Raw genomic sequence first — 23,542 nt, forward strand, 5'->3', positions numbered from 1 at the left:
CCTCGGATCTGATCAGTTCCGATGCAAGTCGACGGGATTCCATGACGAGATTGATTCGAGCGACAGCCCTCCTGACCCTGTTGATGGCAACGCCGGCATCGGCGATTGTCGGTGGCGGTGCGCCCTCGACCGACGGCGTTGCGCGCTCTGTCGTCACCATCGTTGGCTCGCGCGGCAATTTCTGCACCGGCGCGCTGATCGCACCGAAGGTGGTGCTGACCGCCGCGCACTGCGTGCAGCCCGGCGCCGACTACAAGATCGTCGACTATGGTCCGGACCGGCAGCCGAAATTGCAGGACGTCAGGACGGTCGCGATCCATCCCGGCTTTCGGATGCAGGCGATGACCAATCACGTCGCAACCGCGGACGTCGCGCTGCTGCAACTCGCGGTGCCGGCCGCGGGCAAGGCGCCGGCGGTGCTCGGCATGCCCAACATTCCGATCCAGGTCGGTGGCCGCTTTACTATCGCTGGAGTCGGCGTCACCGTCCGTGGCGACGGCAAGAGCGGCGGCAGCATCCGTGTCGCCGGCCTGATCGCGAGCGGCAAGCCCGGCACGCTCCAGATTCGGCTGGTCGATCCGGTCGGGCAGGGCGTGCGCGACGGGCTCGGCGCCTGCACCGGCGATTCCGGAGCACCTGTGTTCGAGGACAAGCAAGGCGGCCCCGTGATCGTCGGCGTGGTGAGCTGGTCCACCGGCCCGAACGGCAGCGACGGCTGCGGCGGCATCACCGGCGTGACGCCGCTGACGCTCTATCGCGACTGGGTGATGCAGACCGCGCTGCAATGGGGCGCGAGCTTCTAGGGCGCGGCTGTCCGAAATGCACCTTTGCCCACCCTACACGCTGATGAAGCCGCGGGCGCGCACCAAGTTCCGTCATCCTGAGGTGCGAGCGGAGCGAGCCTCGAAGGATGAATCGGCCACAGTAGGGCCGTGCATCCTTCGGGACGCGCTACGCGCTCCTCAGGATGACGGGACTGAGAGAGCCCGCGCCCGAGCCTAATGCCCCGCCGCCTTGTTTGCGGCGGCGTTGTTGAGCACGATCAGGCCGTCGACGGCGACGCCGAGCTTGCTGTTGATCAGGAACGGGTTGACGTCGATCGAGGCGATGCGGGTGCCGGCGTCGGCCATCAGGTTGGAGAGCCCGACCAGCGCTTTCACCGCCGACGCCTCGTGCAGTGCGGGCTTGCCGCGATAGCCCTTCAACTTGATGCCGGCCTTGGTCTTGGCGATCAGCTCCTTCGCCTCGGCGGCATCGAGTGGCGCGCCGGCCAGCGCCACGTCCTTCATCAATTCGATATCCACGCCGCCGGTGCCGAACAGCACCACCGGCCCCATCTCGGCGTCGAGCGAGGCACCGACCACGAGCTCGAGGTCCGCTTTGACCTGCTGCGCGATCAGGATGCCCTCGAGCTTCGGCTTGCCTTTCAGCTTCTTCACCCGCGCGGTGATGTCGTTGAATGCTTTCTTTACCTCGGCGGCGTTGGCGAGGTTCAGCACCACGCCCCCGATATCCGACTTGTGCAGGATGTCGGGGCTGACCACCTTGGCGACCACCGGAAAGCCGATCTGCTTGGCGATCTTCACGGCTTCCGCCGCGGTCTGCGCGACATCTTCCTTCGAGATCGGGATGCCATAGGCCTTGAGCAGCGCCTTCGAGGCGACCTCGTCGAGCGCGGCGGCGCCGTTGGCGGCCTTCAGCGTCTTCTCCAGCACAGCGCGTGCCGAGGCCTTCGAGCTCGACACGATGTCCGGCACCTCCTTGCGCAGGCCGGCATATTCGATCAGCGACTTGATCGCGCCGACCGCGCGGTCGAGACCCTGCATGACCGCGATGTTGGGCAACGACTTGCGCAATCCCTTGGTGAACTCGGTGAAGCCGATCGACATCGCGCTGATATAGATCACCGGCTTGTTGGCCTGGCCCGCCATCTCGTTGACGATCTTCAGGTTGCGCTCGCGCAGCTCGTGCGGCGCTTTCGGCAGTTCGGCATCGATGATGACGATGTCGGTGTCGGGATCGTCGATCATGATCTTGATCGACTTCATGTAGACGGAGGGATCGACCACCGCGGCGAAGCCGGCGTCGAGCGGGTTGCCGACGATGCTGCCGGGGCCGAGCATCTTCGCCAGCTGCTCCGATGCGCTCTCGCTCAGCGGTGCGAAATTGAGGCCGGCGGAATAGAATGCATCGATCAAAAGTCCGCGCTTGCCGCCCGAGAGCGACACTGCCGCAAGCCGATTGCCCTTCGGCGGGTCGGCATGGACGAAGCACTCGGTGGTTTCGATCAGTTCATCCAGCCCGCGCACGCGGATTACGCCCTCGCGGGTCGAAATCGCGTCGAACGTCTCGATCGAACCGGCGAGCGCGCCGGTATGCGCCATCGCCGCGGCACGGCCGCCTTCGGAGGCGCCGAGCTTGAGTGCGATGACAGGCTTGCCGGCGGCGCGCGCCGCCTTGCAGGCATCGCGGAACACTTTCGTGTTCCTGACGCCTTCGAGATAGACCACGATGACGCGGATGCTCGGATCGGCGGCGAAATAGCTCATCAGGTCCGGCGTCTCGAGCCCGGATTCATTGCCGGTCGTGACCATGTAGCCGACGCCGACACCGCGATCCTCCAGCGCCTGGCGGATCGCCATCACGATCGCGCCGGATTGGCCGGCGATCGCCACCGCGCCCGGCTCCATGGTGACGATGCGATCGTCGATATTGGTGAACAGGTTCTCGCCGGCGCTCAGATTACCGAGGCAGTTCGGGCCGGTGACCGCAAGCCCGGTCTCCTTGATCGCCTGCTTCAGCTCGACCGCGAGCCGCTGGCTCTCTTCATCCTGCAACTCGCTGAAGCCCGAGGTGACGATGGTCGCCGAACGCGCGCCGGCCGCGGCCGCGTCGCGGATCACCTGCACCGCGAAGCGCGCCGGCACCAGCACCAGCACGTGGTCGGGCTTTTCGGGAAGGCTGGCGAAATCCTTGTAGCAGGTGACGCCCCAGATCGTTTCCCGCTTGGCATTAATCGGAAACAGGCCGCCGGCATACTGGTACTTGACCAGGTTGTTCCAGATTCGTTCGGCGTAGTTGCCTGGCTTGTCGGTGGCGCCGACCAGCACGATGTTGCGCGGGTGCAGCATCGCATGGATGCTCTTGACGATATCGCTGGCGTCAGCAGGCGGCGCCCATTTGTGGGACACATGAGACGCGGTGCTTGCGAGAGCTTCCATGGAGCCTGCCCTTATCCTTGTTGTATTGTTCTGTTTCCTCTGGCCCACGGTCGATCACCGCAGCGCCCGATTTTTCATTGTTTTTATGGCTGAGGGAAGGGGGTGGCAACTCACGCTGGCGCAAGTCAGGGCGTCACACGCGATATCCCGGCATGCGCAAAATTCATGTACCTCAGGAACCCGATTCGGCCGGACTCGAATTCGGTTCGATCATGGTCGAATGCAACAGGTAACGCTCGGGACCCGACGTGAGCGCGTCAAACGGCCAGCATGTCGACAGCACGAGTTCATACCGGTCGGTCAGCGGATCGATGCCGGACTGGTCGAAGCGGACCACCGAGCTGCGATCGGCCCGGTAGCGGAAGATTTTGCCGTCGCTTCGCGTGACCTCGATCTCGTCGCCGATCGTGACATCCCTGAGAAAGCGGAAATGGGTGTCGCGATGCGCGGAATAGACCGCGACACCCGGCTCGCCGGCATCGACGCTCTGCTCGACATGGCCGGGACCGAATGCCAGCGCCTGGCCGCTGCTGCCGGCGAGGACGATCGCGGACGCGTGCAGGCGCTTCACCTCGATCCGGGCCACCGGCCAGGTATCGGCCCAGCTCCATGGCTTCACCGGCTGGCCGGTCGCGATCGTCCGTGCGAAGGCGCGCTCCAGCAGCACCTGCGCGAGCAGCGCCTTGCCGTGGATATAAGTGCCCTGGCCGAACAGGATCAGGCCGATGAGCGCGAAGGCGAGGGGGAGGACGAAGCGGCGCATTTGCAGCAATCCTCGTCATTGCGAGGAGCGAAGCGACGAAGCAATCCATCTTTCCCCGAACGGTGACATGGATTGCTTCGCTTCGCTCGCAATGACGGTTGAGAAAGAGTGGCGCGCGCGGCCCCTGGGGGACGGGTGGGAAGGCCGCGCGCGCTCTTTGAAGGAGGAGGTCGGGGGGCTCCTCCTCCTCTCATCCGACGTCATTGGGGCGACGTCTGACGCCGGTTGAACACCAGAAGCAGAAGGCTGACCGTGAGCATGATCACACCCGCGATCATCTTCAGTTCGGCATCGGTCGCCGTCTTCGGCAGCAGGATCGTGCCAGGACCTTGCTTCGCGACCGGGGACCGCTTCAGCGCGGCGAGCTGCATCTTGCCGTCGCTCCCGTCGGCGCGGCGCTCGCCCGGTACGGCCGGCAGGTCCTGACGCTCACCGAACACTTTTGCAAAGTCCCAGCCGGCGGGCAGGTTGAGCGGCAGTTCGGAGAGCTTCAGCGGCTCGCCTTCGGGACGGCTCGGCGTCTTGTCGACCGCGACGAGGCTGGTCAGCCGCGTGACGAGCTGATGCTCCAGCGCCAGCGCGAGGATGGCCTTGTCGGCATCTTCAGGGCTCTCCTGCCGCGTCGTGCGCGCGACCTCTGCATCCGCGATCTTGCGGCGCGCCCACAGTTTCGACAGGCCCTTGCCCTCGGCGGCGTTGGCTAGCGGCAGCGTTACGCTCCACGGACGGTCGCCGATGCGGCCCTTGATCTCGACCGAGCCGGCGAGCTTGTCGAGCTTTGCGGCCAGCACCAGCGGCTCGTCGCGATAGACGTCGGGCAGTGCCGACGGGGTCAGGTCGGCGGTCGCGTCGGAGAACTTTGCGGCGAGATTGGTCACCGCGGGATTCTCCAGCTTGGCGAACAGGTCGCGCATGCGCTCGTCGACCTGCTCGACCGAGCCGATATGGGTGAAGGTGCCGCGGCCGAGCTCGGCAGCGCGCGTCATCAGATAGGTGTTCGGCGCCGAGCCAATGCCAACCATGAACACCCGCGAGCGGCCCCGCAGCGCGTTGATGGTCTCGAACAATTGCTGCTCGTTGCCGATGGCGCCGTCGGTCAGGAACACGACCTGGCGGACATGATCGGCGTCGTCATGGTTGGTGTCGGACAGCGCTGCGCGCATTGCCGGCACCATCTCGGTGCCGCCGCGCGCCTGGATCGCGTTGACGAAGGATGTCGCGTTGCCGATGTTGGCGCTGTTGGCCGCGACCGGCGACGGGAACAGGGTGTCCATGGTGTCGTCGAAGCGGATCACGTTGAAGCGATCGGTGGGTTGCAAGCGGCCGAGCGCGTAGAGCAGGCTCGCCTTGGCCTGGATGATCGAGGTGCCGCCCATCGAGCCGGAATTGTCGATCACGAAGATCACCTCGCGCGGCAGCGGCTTCTGTTGCGCCTGCTCGACCGATGGCGGGGTGACGAAGGCCAGCAGATAATCGGAATTTCCGACATGCTCGCGGAACAGCCCGACCGACGGCGCCTTCTCTGCGGCCGGCTTCCAGGTCAGCTCGAAATCGCGATCGGCCGGCACCGGGCCTTCGGCGAGCTTGATGACGCGCGTGGCGCTGTCGGGGCTGTCGATCTTGACCTGATGGAAGTGGCTCTTCACCTCGCCGAGCGGGAAGCCGGCGTTGAGATGCACCGTGATGTTGGTGGGATTGATCGGCGCATTGGTCGCGGGATCGAGCACCTCGGAGGCGATGCGATCGCGATCTGGCACTGGATCGGTCGTGGTCGCGCCCCAGCCGCTGCCATCGGCGCGGAGATCGACGCTCTGCACCACCGGGCGCGGATTGTAGCGCGGGCCGACCACCATCGGCACCCGCAGCGAGAATTCATTGCCGTTCTGCTGCACCGGCTCCTGATACTCGATCTGCACCAGCACGGTTTCGCCGGGGCCGATATTGGCGACCGAGTTGGTGAAGATGTTCGGCCGCTCCTGCTCGGTCAGCGCAGCCTTCTGGCCGTTCCGCTTGGCCTGCTCATAGATGGCGCGGGCCTGCTGCCGCTCCTTGATGTCGCCGACCACGATGCGGTCGCCGACCACCATCTTCAGCGTGTCGACCGCGCCGCCCGCCGGCAGCGGGTAGACATAGGTCGCCTCGACCCAGTCCTTGGTCGGGTTGCGGAAGATCTGCGTGACGCGGGCGCGGACGGTCGGGCCCGACACGGTGAGATCGACATCGATGCCGAGCCTCAGCGCGTCCTTGTAGCCGTCGTCGGTCTTGAACAGCAGCGAGCCGGAGCGCGCATCAGATGGCCGCAGCACCGCCTGTTGCGGCAGCTCGGCCGACCACACCGGGTCGAAGCTCAGGAACAGCGCCGCAAAGCCGATTGCCAGCGCGGCGACACCTTCCACCAGGAAGAACAGCGCAATGCGCATCCTGCGCGACATGCGGATCTGCGGACTGCTCTCATATGCATCGTAAATCGTCATCTTCGTCACTCCCGAGCGAGACTTTCGCTGCCTCGCGATCATGGAGAACGGCGGTTTTGGCGCGAGCAGAATGATCGGCAATGATTGGCCGCCGGCCGGCGCCGTCCGCCGTCGGCCGAGGCGGGTTTGTGCGGTTTTGTGATGGATTGTCCGGTCTGCTAGACTGTGCCGATTCATGGGAACCCGCGCAGGAGCACGATGTCGACGCCTGACAAGCAGCTGTCCGCCGAGCAGAGCCTCCAGGTCGCAGAGACCATCCGCGAGGAGATCGCGCGCCGCCGCATCTCGCGGCAGACGCTGGCCGAGCAGGCCAAGCTCAGCCTGTCGACCTTGGAGAAAGTGCTCGGCGGCCGCCGCCCGTTCACGCTCGCGACCACGGTGCGGCTCGAGCAGGCGCTCGGCGTGTCGTTGCGCAAGCTGCCCGAGGCGATCTCGGTGCTCGCGCCCGCCAATGGCGGGATCGCGCCCGATAGTCTCGGATCCTATTCCCGCCGCGCGGTGGCACGGATCGAGGGCACCTACATCACGGTGCGTCCGTCGTTCGGTGAGCCGGGCGCACTCTATGCCTATCGGACCGAGATCGCCTGGGACGAGGCGGCATCATCGCTCGGCTTCCGCGAGGGCGAGCGGCAGGATTCCGACTACACCCAGTATGGCGAGGTGGCGGTGCCGAATGAATCCGGCTTCGTCTATCTCGTCACCAACCGGCACGGCCAGCATCGCGTGATCACGGTGTCGCGTCCGCGCAACTCCGGCGAAATGTACGGCATCATCACGACGCTGCTCGCCGGCCGCGGCTCGCTGCTGACGCCGGTCGCCGCGCCGATCGCATTCCTGCCGATCAAGAACGTGCCGAAGCCGAGCCTCGGCCGGGTGTCGGCCGACGACGCGAACTTTGCGCTTTACAATGAGCACCTGCGTCGCACCATCGACGAACCGTTCGCGATCTTCCTGCCGGCATAAGCTCGGAAGAGATCACGCCGGTCTCGGCCGCGCGGGCGCGACGACGCCCGCGATCAGCACGGCCAGAATGCCGGTCAGGAAAATCCCGTCGAACGTGCCGGCGCCGCCGATCGACGCAATCGGCGCGCCGAGGCTGCCGATCTTGTCGAGGTTCAATAGATCGGCGCCGAGCAGCGTGCCCATCGAACCGCCGATATAGGCGAGCGGCGCGGCGTATTCACGCGACAGCAGCAGCGCGAGGATGGCGGTGGCCACGACCGGCACGAACACGGGGACGGCGATCCCCATTCCCTGCACCGGCGTCGCGCTGGCATGGACGATGGCCGCGATGACGAATGTTGCGGTCGCGGCCCTCAGCCAGAGCTGATAGCGCAGCATCAAATAGGCGGACATGATCGTCGGAATCACCGCGCCGCCGACATTGACGGCGAGGATCGTGCTCGGCGACGCCAGATAAGGCACGACGTAGCGCATGCCGAAGAAGTCGACGATCTGCCCCGATCGCACCGGCGGTCCGGACAGCACCGTGATCGGAATGTTGAAATAGCTGCCGATCAGCGAGCCGAACAGCAGCAGCAACGCGACGCCGGGACCGATGCCGAGCCGCATATAGGCGTAGCGCAGGATGCGCAGCTGGATCAGCACCACGAGCGCCAGGGCGGCGAACACCAGGATCGAAAAGAACCCCGGCGTCAGCGGCAAATAATGAACGTTGGAATCCATCGGTTCGACAGTCCGTGTTCGGCGCCGCCCATCTGGTTATCTAGGAATTTCGGACAGGATCACAAGCAGGCGTTCCGTCATCCTGAGGAGCGCGTAGCGCGTCTCGAAGGATGCACGGCCACCAGCGGAGGCCGTCGACCCTTCGAGACGCCGCTTCGCGGCTCCTCAGGGTGACGGTGAGAAACCTCATCCGCCTATCAATTCGCAAAGCGAACGAAGCCGCCCGAACGGGCGGCTTCGCAACGACTGACGTACCGTGTCGTCCGATCGGCGCTAGCCGCCGGTCTCGGCGCTGATGATGTCGCCGAACAGCTCCCACTGTCCGTTCTTGAACTGCATCATCTTGAGCTGCTCGACCGGGGCGAAATCGGTCGCGCTGGTGTTGATCTTGATGCCGGGGATCAGCGTATCCGGCGCAAAATCTTTCAGGCTGGCGGCCTGCTTCATCACGTTCTCGCGGGTCAAATTGTCGCCGCACTGCTTCAGCACCTGCACCATGGTCTGCGCCGCGGCGTAGCCATAGACCAGGTTGGCGTCCGACAGATTGGCACCCGGCATGTACTTCTCGGCGAAGGCCATGAACTTCTTCATGCCTTCGTCATTCTTCCACTGCGGATCGGAGGCGTCCTTCAAATAGCCGGCCGACAGCACGCCTTCGGACGCTTCGAGCCCGGCGGGCTTCATCACGGCGCCGATCGAGATCGAGACGTCGGTCATCACCTGCATCGGCTTCCAGCCGAGCTCGGCGATCTTCTTGATCGCCTGCGCGGCGAATTTCGGCGTCGAGATGTTGACGAACACGTCGGCGCCGGTGTCCTTCAGCTTGACGATATGGGAATCGATCGACGGCTCGGTCGTCTCGTAGCTTTCCTCGGCCACGATCTTGGCGCTCGACTTGTCGAGCACCTCCTTGAGGCCGACCAGGTAGTCCTTGCCGAAATCGTCATTGGCATAGAAGATCGCGACCTTGGCGTCTGGCTTGGCCTTCAGGATGTATTTGCCGAAGATCCGCGCCTCGACGCGGTAGCTCGGCTGGAAGCCCATGGTCCACGGAAACTCCTTCGGATCGTTCCATTTGCTGGCGCCGGTGGCGAGGAAGAGCTGCGGCACCTTCTTGGCGTTGTGATACTTCTGCACCGCGGTCTGGGTCGGCGTGCCCAGCGCGTTGAACACCAGGAACACCTCGTCGCTCTCGATCAGCTTGCGGATCTGCTCCACGGTCTTCGGCGGCGAGTAGCCGTCGTCATAGGAGATCCAGTTGATCTTGCGGCCGTTGATACCGCCCTGATCGTTGATCATCTTGAAATAGGCTTCCTCGGTCTTGCCGATGACGCCATAGGCGGATGCGGGGCCGCTATAGGCCTCGACATTACCGATCTTGATCTCGGTGTCGGAGGCGCCGGTGTCATACTTCTTTTGCGCAAAGGCGGCCTGGGTGGAGAGCAGGCAGAGCGCCGTGGCCGCGGCCAGCAGCGACAGTTTTGTGGTTTTCATAAAGGCAATTTCCTCGATCTATTTGGTTGGGGACTCAACGCAACGAACCCGCGGCCGGTCCCGGCAGACGGTCACGGGCAACTCTCGACATCACCAAGGGAGACGCGACGTGCGTCCCCGGGATCATGCGGCAGTATCAGTTGGCTTCGGCGCGCTGAATTGCTGCCGGAGCGTCGGTTTATGAATTTTGCCTGTCGCATTCCGCGGCAGGGCATCGATGAATTCGATCAGGCGCGGGCATTTGAACCGCGCCAGATTGGCCTGGCAATGCGCGTGGATCTCGGCCGGCGTCAGTGAATGGCCCGGCTTCACGGCGATCACGGCCATCCCGACCTCGCCCCATTGCTCGTTCGGGATGCCGATCACGGCGGCTTCGGCCACGGCCGCGAGTTGATGCAGCACGCTTTCGACCTCGGCCGGATAGACGTTCTCGCCGCCGGAAATGTACATGTCCTTCCAGCGGTCGACGATGTAGTAGAAGCCCTCCTCGTCGATCCGTGTGGCGTCGCCGGTATGCAGCCAGCCGTCGGTGAACGAAGCGGCATTGGCGTCCGGCCGGTTCCAGTAGCCCGGCGTGATGTTCGGACCCTTGACCCAGAGCTCGCCGAGTTCGCCGACGGCGGCGTCGCTGCCGTCGGGCCGCACGATGCGCACTTCCGTGTGCAACACCGGCTTGCCGGACGAGCCCGCCTTGCGCGCGGCATCCTCGCGGTCAAGCACCATCACGGCCGGCGAGGTCTCGGTCATGCCGTAGCCCTGTTGCAGCGCGACCCCGCGCGCCTCCCAGGTCTTGAGCAGCGGCACCGGCATCGGTGCGCCGCCGACGCCGCCAATCAACAGGCGGCTGAAATCCGCCGTGGCGAACGAAGGATGCTGCGCCATGAACTGATAGATCGCGGGCACGCCGAAGAACACGTTGATGCCTTGTGAGGGATCGCCGATCAACTTCAGCGCCGCGCCGGGATCGAACGCTCGCATGATCAGCACGGTGCCGCCGGCATGCAGCACCGGATTGGTGTAGCAATTCAGTCCGCCGGTGTGGAACAGCGGCAGCACGGTCAGCAGCACCGAGGCCGGCGATACATATGCGGGGCCGCCGAGATTGACGCAATTCCAGAACGTCATCCCATGCGTGATGATCGCGCCCTTGGGTTGGCCGGTGGTGCCCGAGGTGTACATGATGGTCGAGATGTCATCGAGCGTGACCTCCTCGAACCGTTCGAGCGGCTTCGCCGCGGCAATGCCGGCCTCATAGGCGCCGCCGGGGCCGAGCCGCACGGTCGCGGCGACATCGCAGAGCTTGGCGACCGCAAGCGCGGTCTCGGCGAGGTCGTCGTCATGGATCATCACCTTGGGCGAGGCGTCACCGGTGACGTAGCGCAACTCGGGAACGGTGAGGCGGGTGTTGAGCGGCAGGAAGACCGCGCCGATCCGGAAGCAGGCGAACTGCACCTCCAGCGTATCGGTGGTGTTCAGCGCCAGTACCGCGACGCGGTCGCCGCTCGCAACTTTCAGGGTGTCGCGCAAATAGGCGGCGAGCCGCGATATGCGGGCGTCGAGCTCCGCATAGCCAAAGCGGCGTCCGCTTGCGAGATCGACAAGCGCCATCTTGTCCGGCGTGCGCCGGCGATGATGCGCGATCCAGTCGTAGTAACGAACCGGCACATGTCCCTCCTCCGGAACGGCAGTCTTGCGCCGCCTGTTCCTGGCTCGATTGATGCCATGAATTGGCAGTGGAGGGGGCGTATCGGGATACTGTCTTGCGTTTACAGGCTGGCCGTTGGTCGAATGGAATGCCGGCCGGGCCGGCAGCCACTCGACGCAAGTGGCCTGAGAAAAATCCGGACATCGTCCGACCCGGGAATCAACGGAGCAAGCGGATGGCAAACCCGTTCTATACCGGCGAGCATGAGGCCTTTCGCGAGGTGATGCGGCGCTTCGTGGCCAGGGAAGTCGAGCCATATGCCCATCAATGGGATGAGGAGGGCGAGTTTCCGCGGGCGCTCTACGCAAAAGCATCCGAGATCGGGCTGCTCGGGCTCGGGTTTCCCGAGGAATATGGCGGGATCGCTGCCGACCAGTTCATGAAGATCGTGGCCTCGCAGGAACTGGCGCGCGCCGGCGCCGGCGGCGTCTCCGCGAGCCTGATGAGCCACACCATCGGCTCGCCGCCGATCGCCCGCGCCGCCCGCCCCGAGGTCAAGGCGCGGGTGCTGCCGGAGGTGCTTGCGGGTAAGAAGATCTCGGCGCTGGCGATCACCGAGCCGGGCGGTGGCTCGGATGTCGCGAACCTGCGCACCAAGGCGCGGCGCGACGGCGACCATTATGTTGTTTCTGGCGAGAAAACCTTCATCACCTCGGGCATGCGCGCCGATTATCTGACGGTCGCGGTGCGCACCGGTGGCGAGGGCCCCGGCGGCGTCAGCCTGCTCTTGATCGAGGGCGATACGCCGGGTCTGTCCCGCACGAAATTGAAGAAGATGGGCTGGTGGGCGTCGGACACGGCGACGCTGCACTTCGACGAATGCCGCGTGCCGGTCGAGAACCTGATCGGTGAGGAGGGCCAGGGCTTCAAGCAGATCATGTACAACTTCAACAGCGAGCGCATGGGCATGGCGGCAAGCTGCACGGCGTATGCGCGGGTCTGCCTCGACGAGGCGATCGCCTACGCCAAGGAGCGCAAGACGTTCGGCAAGCCGATCGCGCAACATCAAGTCATCCGCCACAAGATCGTCGACATGGCACAGAAGGTCGCGGTTTCGCAGGCGATGCTGGAGATGCTGGCGTGGCGGCTCGGCCAGGGCGAAAGCCCGGTCGCCGAGATCTGCATGATGAAGAACCAGGCCACGCAAACCATGGCGCATTGTGCCTCCGAGGCGGTGCAGATCTTCGGCGGCGCCGGCTTCATGCGCGGCATCAAGGTCGAGCGCATCTACCGTGAGGTCAAGGTCAACGCCATCGGCGGGGGTACCGAGGAGATCATGAAGGATCTCGCGTCGCGGCAGATGGGGTTGTGATGAATTTGCGCCGTCATTCCGGGGCGCGCGGAGCGCGAGCCCGGAATCCATCGGGCCGCAGATTCGATGTGAAATGGATTCCGGGCTCGATGCTTCGCATCGCCCCGGAATGACGAGGGATAAACCAGACAATGCTCTTCACCGCCGACCACGACGAACCCCGCCGGCTCTTGCAAAAGTTCATCGCGGCCGAGATCAATCCCCATGTCGACGAGTGGGAAAAGGCCGACATCTTCCCGGCGCACGAGCTGTTCAAGAAGCTCGGCGATCTTGGCTTCCTCGGCCTCAACAAGCCGGTCGAGTTCGGCGGCCAGGGGCTCGACTATTCCTACGCGCTGATGATGGCCGAGGAGCTCGGCGCCATCACCTGCGGCGGCGTACCGATGGCGATCGGGGTGCAGACCGACATGGCGACACCGGCGCTGGCGCGGTTCGGCTCCGACGAGGTGCGGCGCGAATTCCTGGTGCCGGCGATCGCGGGCGATCAGGTCGCCTGCATCGGCGTCTCCGAGCCCGGTGCCGGCTCGGACGTTGCCTCGATCAAGACCAATGCCCGCTCCGACGGCGACGATTACGTCATCAACGGCGGCAAGATGTGGATCACCAACGGCACCCAGGCCGACTGGATCTGCCTGCTGGCCAACACCAGCGACGGTCAGGTTCATCGCAACAAGTCGCTGATCTGCGTGCCGATGAAGTCCAAGGGCGTGCAGGTGGCGCGCAAGCTCGACAAGCTCGGCATGCGCTCGTCGGATACGGCGCAGATATTCTTCGACAATGTCCGGGTGCCGAAGCGCAACCGGATCGGCGAAGAAGGCCAGGGCTTCACCTACCAGATGATCCAGTTCCAGGAGGAGCGGCTGTGGGGCGCGGCGGCCTGCCTCAAGGCGCATGAGTTCATCATCAACGAGACCATCGACTACACCCGCAACCGCAAGGCGTTCGGCGGCTCGATCCTCGATAACCAGGTGGTGCACTTCAAGCTCGCGGAGATGCAGACCGAGGTCGAGCTCTTGCGGTCGCTGATCTATCGTGCTGGTGAGGCGCTGGTGGCGGGCGAGGATGTCACCCGGCTTGCGACCATGGCGAAATTGAAAGCCGGCCGGCTCGGCCGCGAGCTCACCGATGCCTGCCTGCAATATTGGGGCGGCATGGGCTTTACCAACGAGACCCCGGTCAGCCGGGCCTACCGTGACAGCCGCCTGACCTCGATCGGCGGCGGTGCCGACGAGGTGATGCTCATGGTATTGTGCAAGATGATGGGCACGCTGCCCGGCCTGAAGCAAAAGGGAAACGCCTGATGATCACGCTCTATCACTGCGACGCCGCGCGCTCGTTCCGCCCGCTGTGGATGCTGGAGGAGCTCGGGCTGCCCTATGAGCTGAAGATGCTGCCGTTCCCGCCGCGCGTGTTCGCCAAGGAGTATCTCGGCATCAATCCGCTCGGCACCATCCCGTTCATGGTCGATGGCGAGACCAAGATGACGGAGTCCTCCGGCATCTGTCATTATCTCGGCACCAAGCATGGCCCGACGCCGTTGGTCGTGGGCGCCGACGAGCCGGCCTATGGCGCGTTCCTGAACTGGATGTATTTTTCCGACGCAACGCTGACCTTTCCGCAGACATTGGTGCTCCGCTACAGCCAGCTCGAGCCGGAGGAGCGGCGCAACCCGCAGGTCTCGGGCGACTATGCAAAATGGTTCCTGGGACGCCTCCGCGCGGTGGAAGCCGCCGCCGCCAAGTCTGAATTCCTCTGCGCGGAACGCTTCACCGCCGCCGACATCGCCAACGGTTATGCGCTCCGGCTCGCCAGCAATATCGGCCTCGCCAAGGATTTCGGGCCGAATGTCGCGGCCTATTGGGCGCGGCTGCAACAGCGTGACGGTTACAAGCGTGCGGTGGCGTCGGAACAGAAAGCCGGGCAGGAACAGAATGTTGCGCCGCGGGCGCGGCCTTGATTGCGACAGCGTCGATGTGCCCCGGAATTGATCCAGCGCATCGGTGACAGGCCTCGAATTTGCGCTATGGTGGATCAGCCGCAGCGGCCCCAAGAGCCGCGCGAGGAGGAACCGCCATGGACGCGATCGTGGACGCCAAGTGCCAGAAATCCGGCCAGCAGCAGTCCGGCCACCGGATGCTGATCACGCCGGAACGGGTGTTCTATGCGGGGCTGCTCGGCCGCCCGCGTGAGCGTTGTCCCGGCGCCTTCCATGTCTATGTCGCGATCCGCGACGGCTTGCATCTGTCGACCAGCGAGGGCCGCGAGTCCCATGGCGAACTCGCGGTGACGATGCCGAACCTGCGCCACACCATCACCAGCGAGTATCGTTCCGCGATCTGCGTCGCGATCGAACCGGAGAGCGTGCCCGACGGCACGCTCGAGGCAGTCGCGCGCCGTCTCGAAGGCCCGGACTGCCATCTGTTCGCGAACCGGATCCGCGCCGCCTATGCGACGCTGGCCGAGATGCAGCATCGCGACGCGATCGCGAACGCCGAGTTCGACACCATGTGCTTCGGCGATGCGCTGCCGCAGCGCATGCTCGATCCGCGCGTCGTGCGCGCGATCGGCCGTATCGGGCAGTTCTCCGGCGAGCCGGTGACCGCGGCGGGCTGCGCCGTCGAGGCAGGCCTGTCGCCGTCGCGCTTCCTGCATCTGTTCAAGGAGGAGACCGGGATCTCGTTCCGCTCCTTCCGCGCCTGGAAGCGGGCGCGGCATCTGCTGCATTTCGCCAACCAGGACATCAACCTCGCGCATCTCGCGCAGGATATCGGTTATCCCGACAGCACCCATTTCAGCCACTCGATCCGCCGCTTCTACGGCCTGAAGCCGCGCGCGATCTTCTCCGGCTCGCGCGACCTCGCGATCTACCGGACCGGGCAGGAGCGCGCACTGACGTAAACATCCGTCGTCCCGGCGAAGGCCGGGACCCATACCGCGTGATTCATCAATGAAGCGGGATGGCAGAGACCTACGGAAACAATGACCCGCTGTGGTTATGGGTCCCGGCGTTCGCCGGAACGACGGTTAGAGATTCGCGCCCTCGATCACTTCGCCGAACCGCAACCAGCCCGGGCCTTCGATCCGCTGCAATTGCAGTTGCCGCAGCGGATGATGGTTGGTCGGACTGGTGTTGACCTTGATGCCGGGCAACAGCGTCGGGACATAGACGTCCTTCAAATTGTTCGCCTGCGCCATGATGTTGTCGCGGCTGAAATTGCCCTTGCATTGCTCGAGCACGATCTTGAGCACGTTCGCCACCATATAGGCGTAGAGATTGTAGCCTTCCTTGGGATTGCCGTCGGGAAAGTATTTTCCCATGAACGCGAGAAACTCCTTCACGCCGGGATCGTTGGCCCAGGCGGGGTCGGCGACATCCTTCACATAGGCTGACGAGATCGTGCCCTGCGCCTTGTCGAGGCCGACGGGAACGATGGTCGAGGACAGCGAGGCAGCACCGCTGGCGATGAAATGCATCGGCTTCCAGCCGAGCTCGTAGATCTTGCGGATCGACTGCGCGCAGAATTTTGCCGTCGTGCCCGAGATCAGCACGTCAGGATTGGCGCCGCGCAGCGCCACGATCTGGGAATCGATGGTGGGATCGGTGACCTCGTGCGAGGCGACCACGGCCGATGTCGCGAACCGCTCGCCGAGCACGTCCTTGGTGCCGGCGACGAAATCCTTGCCGAGATCGTCGTTCTGGTAGAGCACTGCGATCTTGGCGTCCTTGTGCTGGCTCAGCGCATATTTGACGAACACCTGCGCCTCGGTCCGCGCGCTCGGCGCAAAGCCCATGGTCCAGGGATAGGTCTTGTAGTCGCCCCATTTGTCGCCGTTCACCGACAGGAATAGATGCGGCACCTTGGCGGCGTTGATGTATTTGACGACGGCCGAGTTCGGCGCGGTGCCGAGCATGTTGAACAGGAAGGCGACATTGTCGCTCTCGATCAGGCGCCGCACCTGCTCGACCGTCTTCGCCGGATTGAACGCGTCGTCGTAATAGATGTACTTGATCTGCCGCCCGGCGATGCCGCCCTGCTCGTTCAGCATCTTGAAATAGGCTTCCTGGCAACGCGCTTGTACACCGAGCGCCGACACCGGTCCGCTGAGTGAAGTGGTACTGCCGATCCTGATCTCGGTCGCGGTGACGCCGGGCGTATCCTCGGCGAGCGAGGGCCGGACGCCGGCGACTGCGGCCAAGCTCGCGCCTGCGGCGCCGGTGAGCCATCTGCGCCGGTTGATCGAGACCATGACGTTCTCTCCGTGATGCCGGCTTGTTGTGCCGTGTCTGCTTGCAGCAGAGCCTATGCGTGATGCGAGCCTGGCGTCTTGTGTTAACCGGCTGGCGGCGAATTGACGCGCGGGCGCATTGACTTAGCCAGTCAACGCAAGATGGCGCGAAGGCAAATTTCTCATCATGGCAAGATCAGCAGCGCATGTGCACTGCAAAGCGGACAACAGACCCATGAGCGACAAGGCCGTCATCACCTGCGCGCTGAACGGCGTGCTTACCGATCCGAAGCAGCACAACGTTCCGGTGACTCCGGAGCAGATGGCGCGTGAAGCCAAGGCCGCGTTCAACGCCGGTGCCAGCATCATGCACATCCATTTGCGTCAGCAGGAGCCGAACAAGGGCCACCTGCCGTCCTGGGACGTCGGCGTCAGCAAGGAGATCCAGCAGGCGATCCGCGAGGCCTGCCCCGGCGTGATCATCAACCACACCACCGGCACGTCGGGACCGAACTATCAGGGCGCGCTCGACTGCGTGCGCGAGACCAGGCCCGAGATCGCCGCCTGCAACGCCGGCTCGTTGAACTATCTCAAGGTCAAGGCCGACAACACCTGGGCCTGGCCGCCGATGATGTTCGATAACGCGGTCGAGAAGGTGCAGGATTATCTCGACGTGATGAAGGTCGCCGGCACGATCCCAGAATTCGAGTGCTTCGACGTCGGCATCGTGCGCTGCGTCGGCATGTACCGGCAGACCGGGATGTATTCCGGTCCGCTCGAGTACAATTTCGTCATGGGTGTCGCCTCGGGCATGCCGGCCGATCCGGAGCTGCTGCCGATCCTCCTGAAGCTGAAGGCATCGGACGCGCATTGGCAGGTCACCGCGATCGGCCGTGCCGAGATCTGGCCGTTGCACCAGCGGGCCGCCGATCTCGGCGGCCATCTGCGCAGCGGACTGGAGGATACCTTCTATCTCGGCGACGGCACCAAGGTGACGTCGAACGGGCAACTCGTCGAGGGGCTCGCCGCCTGCGCGCGGCGTGCGGGGCGCGAGATCGCAAGCCCGGCGGAAGCGCGGCAGATTTTTGGGACGAGGCACTGACGTCATTCCGGGGCACGCGAAGCGTGAGCCCGGAATCCATCAGGCCGCACGTCCTGTGGCGCCATGGATTCCGGGGCTCAGCCCTTCGGGCTGCCCCGGAATGACGGCGAATGAGGAGCAAGGCATGGACAACCTCTTGGCAACCGGCGGCGTCACGGGCCCGGGCCGCATCGGGCGGGTCGCGATCGGCGACCTGCTGAAGCGTGCCGCGCGGCGGTTTTCGGATCGCGTCGCGCTGACCGATGGCAACAGGCAAGTCACCTTCACCGAGCTCGAGCGCGACGCCAATCGCTTCGCCAACCATCTGGTGCAACGTGGGCTGAAGCCGGGCGAAAAGATCTCGACCATCTGCAATAACTCCGTCGAGTTGGTCAAAGCGCTGTTCGGCATCCACCGGGCCGGCCTGGTCTGGGTGCCGATCAACACCATGCTCGGCCCGGCGGACATGGACTACATCCTCGGCCATGCCGAGGTCCGCTTCGCCATCATCGACGACAACCTCCATGCCCAGCCCGACCGCCGCGCCGCGCTGGAAGCGCGTGGCATGGAAATGATCGCGGTCGACCTGACCGGCCATGCGGAAAAGACCGGATTGGAGGAATTCAACGGCCTGCTGGCGGGCCGGTCTGACATCGAGCCTGAGATCGAGATCAACGACCGCGATCTCGCGATGATCATCTACACGTCGGGTACGACGTCGCGGCCAAAGGGCGCGATGCATTGCCATCTCGCCGTGGTCATGGCCGTGATGAGCAACTGCATCGAGATGCAGCTGTCGCGCGACGACGGGATCACTGGGCAATTCCCGCTGTTCCATTGCGCCGGCCATGTGCTGCTGCTCAGCTATCTCTCGGTCGGCGGCCGCATGGCGCTGATGCGCGGCTTCGATCCGGTGGTCTGCATGGAGGCGATCGCCCGCGACAGGCTCACGGTGTTCGTCGGGCTGTCCTTGATGTACCAGGCGATCCTCGATCATCCGCGCCGGCGCGAGTACGACCTGTCGGTTCTTCGCTGCTGCATCTACACCATGGCGCCGATGGGCAAGCCGCTGCTCGAACGCGCCATCGCTGATCTCTGTCCGAATTTCGTGCTGACCAGCGGCCAGACCGAGATGTATCCGGCGACGACGATGTCGCGCCCGGAGGTGCAGCTCGACCGTTTCGGCAATTACTGGGGCGAATCGCTCGTTGTCAACGAGACCGCGATCATGGACGACAACGGCAATCTGCTGCCGCGCGGCGAGATCGGCGAGCTGGTGCATCGCGGCCCCAATGTGATGATGGGTTACTACAAGGACCCGAAGTCGACCGAGGAGGCACGCAAGTTCGGCTGGCATCATACCGGCGATCTCGCTTTGATCGACGGCAATGGCGAGGTGCTGTTCCTCGACCGCAAGAAGGACATGATCAAGTCGGGCGGCGAGAACGTCGCCTCCGTCAAGATCGAGGAGACGCTGCTCGCGCATCCCGCGGTGCAGAACGCCGCCGTGGTCGGGCTGCCGCATCCGCAATGGGGCGAGGCGGTCTCGGCCTTCGTCAAGCTGAAGCCCGGCGCGGTGGCCGACGAGGCCGGCATCGAGGCGCATTGCCGGAAGCATCTCGGCGGCTTCCAGGTGCCGAAACTGGTTCGTATCCTGGAGGAGATGCCGATGACCGCGACCGGCAAGCTGCGCAAGGTCGAACTGCGGCAGCAGTATAGTGAGCATTTTGTGGAGAAGAGCGCGTGATGGGTCGCATATTCAGTTTCATCATTCCGGGGCGCGCGCAGCGCGAGCCCGGAATCCATCACCACGATCGTGAGTATGGATTCCCCGATGCGCAATTGCGCATCTGCGGCCTGCGCCTTTGGCGCATCCCGGAATGACGGGAAGAGGTAATCCCATGGCCATCATCGAGAACACGATTTCCACCGGCAGCGTCGGGTTCCAGGGCAATCGCGACGGCATGCTGGCGCTGATCGCCCGGATGCGAGGATTGGAGGAGCGCACGCGCACGGCCTCCGCCGCCGCCAAGGATCGCTTCCACAAGCGCGGCCAGTTGCTGCCGCGCGAGCGCGTCGCGCTGGTGCTCGATCCCGGCGCGCCATTCCTCGAACTGTCGACGCTCGCCGGCTACATGTTCGATGTGCCGGATGCGGACAAGAGCGTGCCCGGCGGCGGACTGGTTGCCGGGATCGGCTTCGTCTCCGGCATCCGCTGCATGGTCAACGCCAATGACGCCGGCATCGATGCGGGCGCGCTGCAACCCTACGGTCTCGACAAGACGCTGCGGGTGCAGGAGCTCGCGCTGGAGAACAAGCTGCCCTATGTGCAACTGGTCGAGAGCGCCGGCGCCAATCTGCTGCGTTACCGGGTCGAGGATTTCGTTCGCGGCGGCAACATCTTCCGCAATCTGGCGCGGCTGTCCGCGGCCGGGCTTCCCGTCGTCACCGTGACGCACGGCTCCTCGACCGCCGGCGGCGCGTACCAGACCGGGCTGTCCGACTACATCGTGATGGTGCGCGGCCGCACCCGCGCCTTCCTCGCCGGGCCACCCCTGCTCAAGGCCGCCACCGGCGAGATCGCGACCGAGGAGGAGCTCGGCGGTGCCGAGATGCACACCCAGGTCTCGGGCCTTGGTGACTATCTCGCCGAGGACGACCGCGACGCGCTGCGCATCGCCCGCGAGATCCTGGCCAAACTCCCCTGGGATCGTCCGAGCCCGGAACCTGCTGCATTCAAGCCGCCGCGCTATGACGCGGAGGAACTGCTCGGCATCATGCCGATGGATCACAAGCGACCCGTCGACATGCGCCAGGCGATCGCGCGCTTCATCGACGATTCCGATTTCACCGAGTTCGGTGCCAATTACGGACCGGCCACGGTCTGCGGCCATGCCCGTATCGAGGGCCAGGCGATCGGCATCATCACCAACAACGGCCCGCTCGACGTGCCCGGCGCCAACAAGGCGACGCATTTCATCCAGGCCTGCTGCCAGTCGCGCACGCCGATCCTCTACATGAACAACACCACCGGCTACATGGTCGGCCGCGCCTACGAAGAGGCCGGCATGATCAAGCACGGCTCGAAGATGATCCAGGCGGTGACCTCGGCGACGGTGCCGCAGATCACGCTGTATTGCGGGGCCTCGTTCGGTGCCGGCAATTACGGCATGTGTGGCCGCGGCTTCCATCCGCGGTTCTGCTTCTCCTGGCCGAATGCCAAGACCGCCGTGATGGGCGGCGAGCAGGCCGCCGAAACCATGGCTATCGTCACTGAAGCGGCCGCGGCGCGGCGCGGCAAGCCGATCGAGAAGGAGAAGCTGGAGGCGATGAAGGCGCAGATCACCGGGGTGTTCGACAGCCAGATGGACGTGTTCTCGACCAGCGCCCGTGTGCTCGACGACGGCGTGATCGATCCGCGCGACACACGGACGGTACTGTCAGAGGTGCTTGCGATCTGCCGCGAGGCCGAGGCGCGGACCCCGCAGCGCATGCAGTTCTCGGTGGCGCGGCCATGAGCGGAGCCATCGTGAAGCGGACGCCGTTCTTCAAGATCCTGATCGCCAACCGTGGTGAGATCGCGTTGCGTATCATGCGCACGGCGCGACGGCTCGGCTACGGCGTCGTCGCGGTGTATTCCGACGCCGACCGCGACGCGCTGCATGTGCGCGAGGCCGATCAGGCGGTGCGGATCGGCGAGGCGCTGCCGGCGCAATCCTATCTGAAGATCGACGCGATCATCGCGGCCGCCAAGGCCAGCGGCGCCAGCGCGGTGCATCCCGGTTACGGCTTCCTCGCCGAGAACGAGGGCTTTGCGCAGGCGTGCCGCGATGCGGGTCTGGTGTTCATCGGGCCGTCGCCGGAAGCGATCCTCGCGATGGGCAACAAGGCTGGCGCCAAGGACATCATGCAAAAGGCCGGCGTACCTTGCGTGCCCGGCTATCAGGGCGCCGACCAGGGCGATGCCGGGATGCTGGCCGCGGCGAAGAGCATCGGCTTCCCCGTGATGATCAAGGCGGTCGCCGGCGGTGGCGGCCGTGGCATGCGGCTGGTCACGGACGCGGCGGCGTTTCCGGATGCGCTGCGCAGCGCGCGGTCAGAAGCGCAGGGCGCGTTCGGCGATCCCACCGTCATCCTCGAGCGCGCGATCGTCGATCCGCGCCATATCGAGATCCAGGTGTTCGGCGACCGTCATGGCAACGCCATCCATCTCGGCGAACGCGATTGCTCGGTGCAGCGGCGGCACCAGAAGCTGATCGAGGAGGCGCCGTCGCCGGCGGTGACGCCGGAGTTGCGCGCGCGGATGGGCGCGGTCGCGGTGCAGGCGGTCAAGGCCATCGGTTATGAGGGCGCCGGCACGCTGGAGTTTCTGCTCGATCGCGCCGGCAATTTCTATTTCATGGAGATGAACACGCGGCTCCAGGTCGAGCATCCCGTCACGGAGGCGATCACCGGGCTCGATCTGGTCGAATTGCAGCTCCGAGTTGCCCGCGGCGAGCCGCTCGGCGTGGCGCAGGAGGACATCGCGTTCTCCGGCCACGCCATCGAGGTACGGCTGTGCTCGGAGGATGCCGGGCACGATTTCATGCCGCAATCCGGCACGATGGCGCGCTGGCAGATGCCCGCTGGCATCCGCGTCGAGCATGCGCTCAAGTCCGGCTCGGAGATCCCGCCGTTCTATGATTCGATGATCGCCAAGGTCATCAGCCATGGCGCGACCCGCGACGAGGCGCGCGGCAAGTTGATTTGCGCGCTGGAGCAGGTCACGGCCTTCGGCGTCACCACCAATCAGGGCTTCCTGATCGACTGCCTGCGCCATCCGGTCTTTGCCAGGGGCGAGGCAACCACGGCCTTCATCGGTGACAACCGCGAGGCGCTGCTGGCGCCTCGGGCGGATCGCAGCAGCGACCTCGCGCTCGCGGCCCTGCTGCTCTACGTCACCAATCCGCATGCGCCGCCATGGCAGCGCGGCCGGTCTCTGTCCGCGACATTCCCGCTCGGCTTGCGGATCGATCTCGGCCGTGGCGTGCGGCAGATCGAGATCGTCCGCGAACGCGACGGCAGCTACCTCGTGACCTGCAACGGCGATCGCTTCAGCTTCGCGATCGATGAGCTCAGTCACGACACCATTCGCCTCCATCACGATGGCCTGATGGAGCAGGCCACATTCATGCGCGATGGTGACCGGCTCTTTGTCCTGCATCGTGGCGTCACGCTGTCGGCGCGCGATCTGACGCTCGCACCGCCGGAGAGTGCATCAGCCGCCGGTGGCGACGGCAAGGTCCGCGCCGCCATGAACGGCCGGGTCGTCGCGGTGCTGGTGAAGGCCGGCGACAAGGTCGCGGCCGGCCAGCCGGTGATGACGCTGGAGGCCATGAAGATGGAGCATGTCCACACCGCCGGCGTCGCGGGCACGGTGTCGTCGATCGACGTCGCCGAGGGCGAGCAGGTGACGACGGGGAAGATCGTGGTCGAGATCGAGGCGGCGGCATAGATCGAGGCGCTCGCATAAAGACTGTCGTCCCGGGCAAGCGAAGCGCGACCCGGGACCCACAGCCATTGATCGATGTTGTTAACGT

The 23,542-nt window shown here is 65.0% G+C and carries 17 protein-coding genes; 10 read left to right on the plus strand and 7 right to left on the minus strand.

Annotation, left to right across the window (positions count from 1 at the left end; translation table 11 throughout):
- The first annotated feature begins 41 nt into the window (after positions 1 to 41).
- Positions 42 to 803 (plus strand): trypsin-like serine protease, encoded by a 762-nt coding sequence (locus tag CWS35_RS08805; protein ID WP_168226285.1) that lies wholly within the window; start codon positions 42 to 44, stop codon positions 801 to 803.
- Positions 804 to 998: 195 nt separating this feature from the next.
- Here CWS35_RS08805 and CWS35_RS08810 read toward each other — a convergent pair whose 3' ends face one another.
- The 3 genes from CWS35_RS08810 to CWS35_RS08820 all read right to left on the minus strand — a co-directional run bounded on the left by CWS35_RS08810 (position 999) and on the right by CWS35_RS08820 (position 6,404).
- Entirely contained in the window at positions 999 to 3,221 is a 2,223-nt protein-coding gene (locus CWS35_RS08810; protein WP_024578713.1) for an acetate--CoA ligase family protein, read from the minus strand.
- A 172-nt stretch (positions 3,222 to 3,393) separates the two neighbouring features.
- Complete coding sequence (locus CWS35_RS08815) at positions 3,394 to 3,984, minus strand: class GN sortase (protein ID WP_100951658.1); 591 nt, start codon at positions 3,982 to 3,984, stop codon at positions 3,394 to 3,396.
- Positions 3,985 to 4,184: 200 nt separating this feature from the next.
- Positions 4,185 to 6,404 carry a marine proteobacterial sortase target protein gene (locus tag CWS35_RS08820; protein ID WP_371682863.1) on the minus strand — a complete coding sequence of 740 codons (2,220 nt, stop codon included), beginning with the start codon at positions 6,402 to 6,404 and terminating at the stop codon, positions 4,185 to 4,187.
- 252 nt (positions 6,405 to 6,656) lie between these two features.
- On the opposite strand from CWS35_RS08820, the gene CWS35_RS08825 reads away from it, so the two are divergent.
- Positions 6,657 to 7,421, plus strand: a complete 765-nt coding sequence (locus CWS35_RS08825; protein WP_100951659.1) for a helix-turn-helix transcriptional regulator — start codon at positions 6,657 to 6,659, stop codon at positions 7,419 to 7,421.
- 12 nt (positions 7,422 to 7,433) lie between these two features.
- Here CWS35_RS08825 and CWS35_RS08830 read toward each other — a convergent pair whose 3' ends face one another.
- The 3 genes from CWS35_RS08830 to CWS35_RS08840 form a co-directional block, all read right to left on the minus strand.
- Positions 7,434 to 8,144, minus strand: coding sequence for a DUF1614 domain-containing protein (locus CWS35_RS08830; RefSeq protein ID WP_100951660.1), 711 nt, complete (start codon positions 8,142 to 8,144; stop codon positions 7,434 to 7,436).
- 273 nt (positions 8,145 to 8,417) lie between these two features.
- Positions 8,418 to 9,638 carry an ABC transporter substrate-binding protein gene (locus tag CWS35_RS08835; RefSeq protein WP_029878739.1) on the minus strand — a complete coding sequence of 407 codons (1,221 nt, stop codon included), beginning with the start codon at positions 9,636 to 9,638 and terminating at the stop codon, positions 8,418 to 8,420.
- Between the two features lie 123 nt (positions 9,639 to 9,761).
- Positions 9,762 to 11,303 carry a long-chain fatty acid--CoA ligase gene (locus CWS35_RS08840; RefSeq protein ID WP_100951661.1) on the minus strand — a complete coding sequence of 514 codons (1,542 nt, stop codon included), beginning with the start codon at positions 11,301 to 11,303 and terminating at the stop codon, positions 9,762 to 9,764.
- 215 nt (positions 11,304 to 11,518) lie between these two features.
- On the opposite strand from CWS35_RS08840, the gene CWS35_RS08845 reads away from it, so the two are divergent.
- From CWS35_RS08845 to CWS35_RS08860, 4 genes are all read left to right on the plus strand, one after another.
- Entirely contained in the window at positions 11,519 to 12,655 is a 1,137-nt protein-coding gene (locus tag CWS35_RS08845) for an acyl-CoA dehydrogenase family protein (protein WP_100951662.1), read from the plus strand.
- 131 nt (positions 12,656 to 12,786) lie between these two features.
- The gene (locus tag CWS35_RS08850; RefSeq protein WP_100951663.1) at positions 12,787 to 13,956 is read left to right on the plus strand and encodes an acyl-CoA dehydrogenase family protein; all 1,170 of its coding nucleotides are present in this window, start codon (positions 12,787 to 12,789) and stop codon (positions 13,954 to 13,956) included.
- The gene (locus tag CWS35_RS08855; protein WP_100951664.1) at positions 13,956 to 14,612 is read left to right on the plus strand and encodes a glutathione S-transferase family protein; all 657 of its coding nucleotides are present in this window, start codon (positions 13,956 to 13,958) and stop codon (positions 14,610 to 14,612) included. Before CWS35_RS08850 ends, CWS35_RS08855 begins: the two co-directional genes overlap by 1 nt.
- Before the next feature lie 116 nt (positions 14,613 to 14,728).
- Complete coding sequence (locus tag CWS35_RS08860) at positions 14,729 to 15,553, plus strand: helix-turn-helix domain-containing protein (RefSeq protein WP_100951665.1); 825 nt, start codon at positions 14,729 to 14,731, stop codon at positions 15,551 to 15,553.
- Positions 15,554 to 15,679: 126 nt separating this feature from the next.
- Here the strand turns inward: CWS35_RS08860 and CWS35_RS08865 are convergent, their stop codons facing one another.
- Positions 15,680 to 16,903, minus strand: a complete 1,224-nt coding sequence (locus CWS35_RS08865) for an ABC transporter substrate-binding protein (RefSeq protein ID WP_100951666.1) — start codon at positions 16,901 to 16,903, stop codon at positions 15,680 to 15,682.
- Between the two features lie 214 nt (positions 16,904 to 17,117).
- On the opposite strand from CWS35_RS08865, the gene CWS35_RS08870 reads away from it, so the two are divergent.
- From CWS35_RS08870 to CWS35_RS08885, 4 genes are all read left to right on the plus strand, one after another.
- A complete protein-coding gene (locus CWS35_RS08870) occupies positions 17,118 to 17,984 on the plus strand; it encodes a 3-keto-5-aminohexanoate cleavage protein (protein ID WP_100951667.1) in 867 nt (288 codons plus the stop codon).
- A 124-nt stretch (positions 17,985 to 18,108) separates the two neighbouring features.
- A complete protein-coding gene (locus CWS35_RS08875) occupies positions 18,109 to 19,710 on the plus strand; it encodes an AMP-binding protein (RefSeq protein ID WP_100956166.1) in 1,602 nt (533 codons plus the stop codon).
- Positions 19,711 to 19,864: 154 nt separating this feature from the next.
- A complete protein-coding gene (locus tag CWS35_RS08880; protein WP_100951668.1) occupies positions 19,865 to 21,481 on the plus strand; it encodes an acyl-CoA carboxylase subunit beta in 1,617 nt (538 codons plus the stop codon).
- Entirely contained in the window at positions 21,478 to 23,457 is a 1,980-nt protein-coding gene (locus CWS35_RS08885) for an acetyl-CoA carboxylase biotin carboxylase subunit (protein ID WP_100951669.1), read from the plus strand. Before CWS35_RS08880 ends, CWS35_RS08885 begins: the two co-directional genes overlap by 4 nt.
- Positions 23,458 to 23,542 lie beyond the last annotated feature (85 nt).

Origin of the sequence: Bradyrhizobium sp. SK17, from assembly GCF_002831585.1 — a bacterium.
Classification (GTDB): domain Bacteria; phylum Pseudomonadota; class Alphaproteobacteria; order Rhizobiales; family Xanthobacteraceae; genus Bradyrhizobium.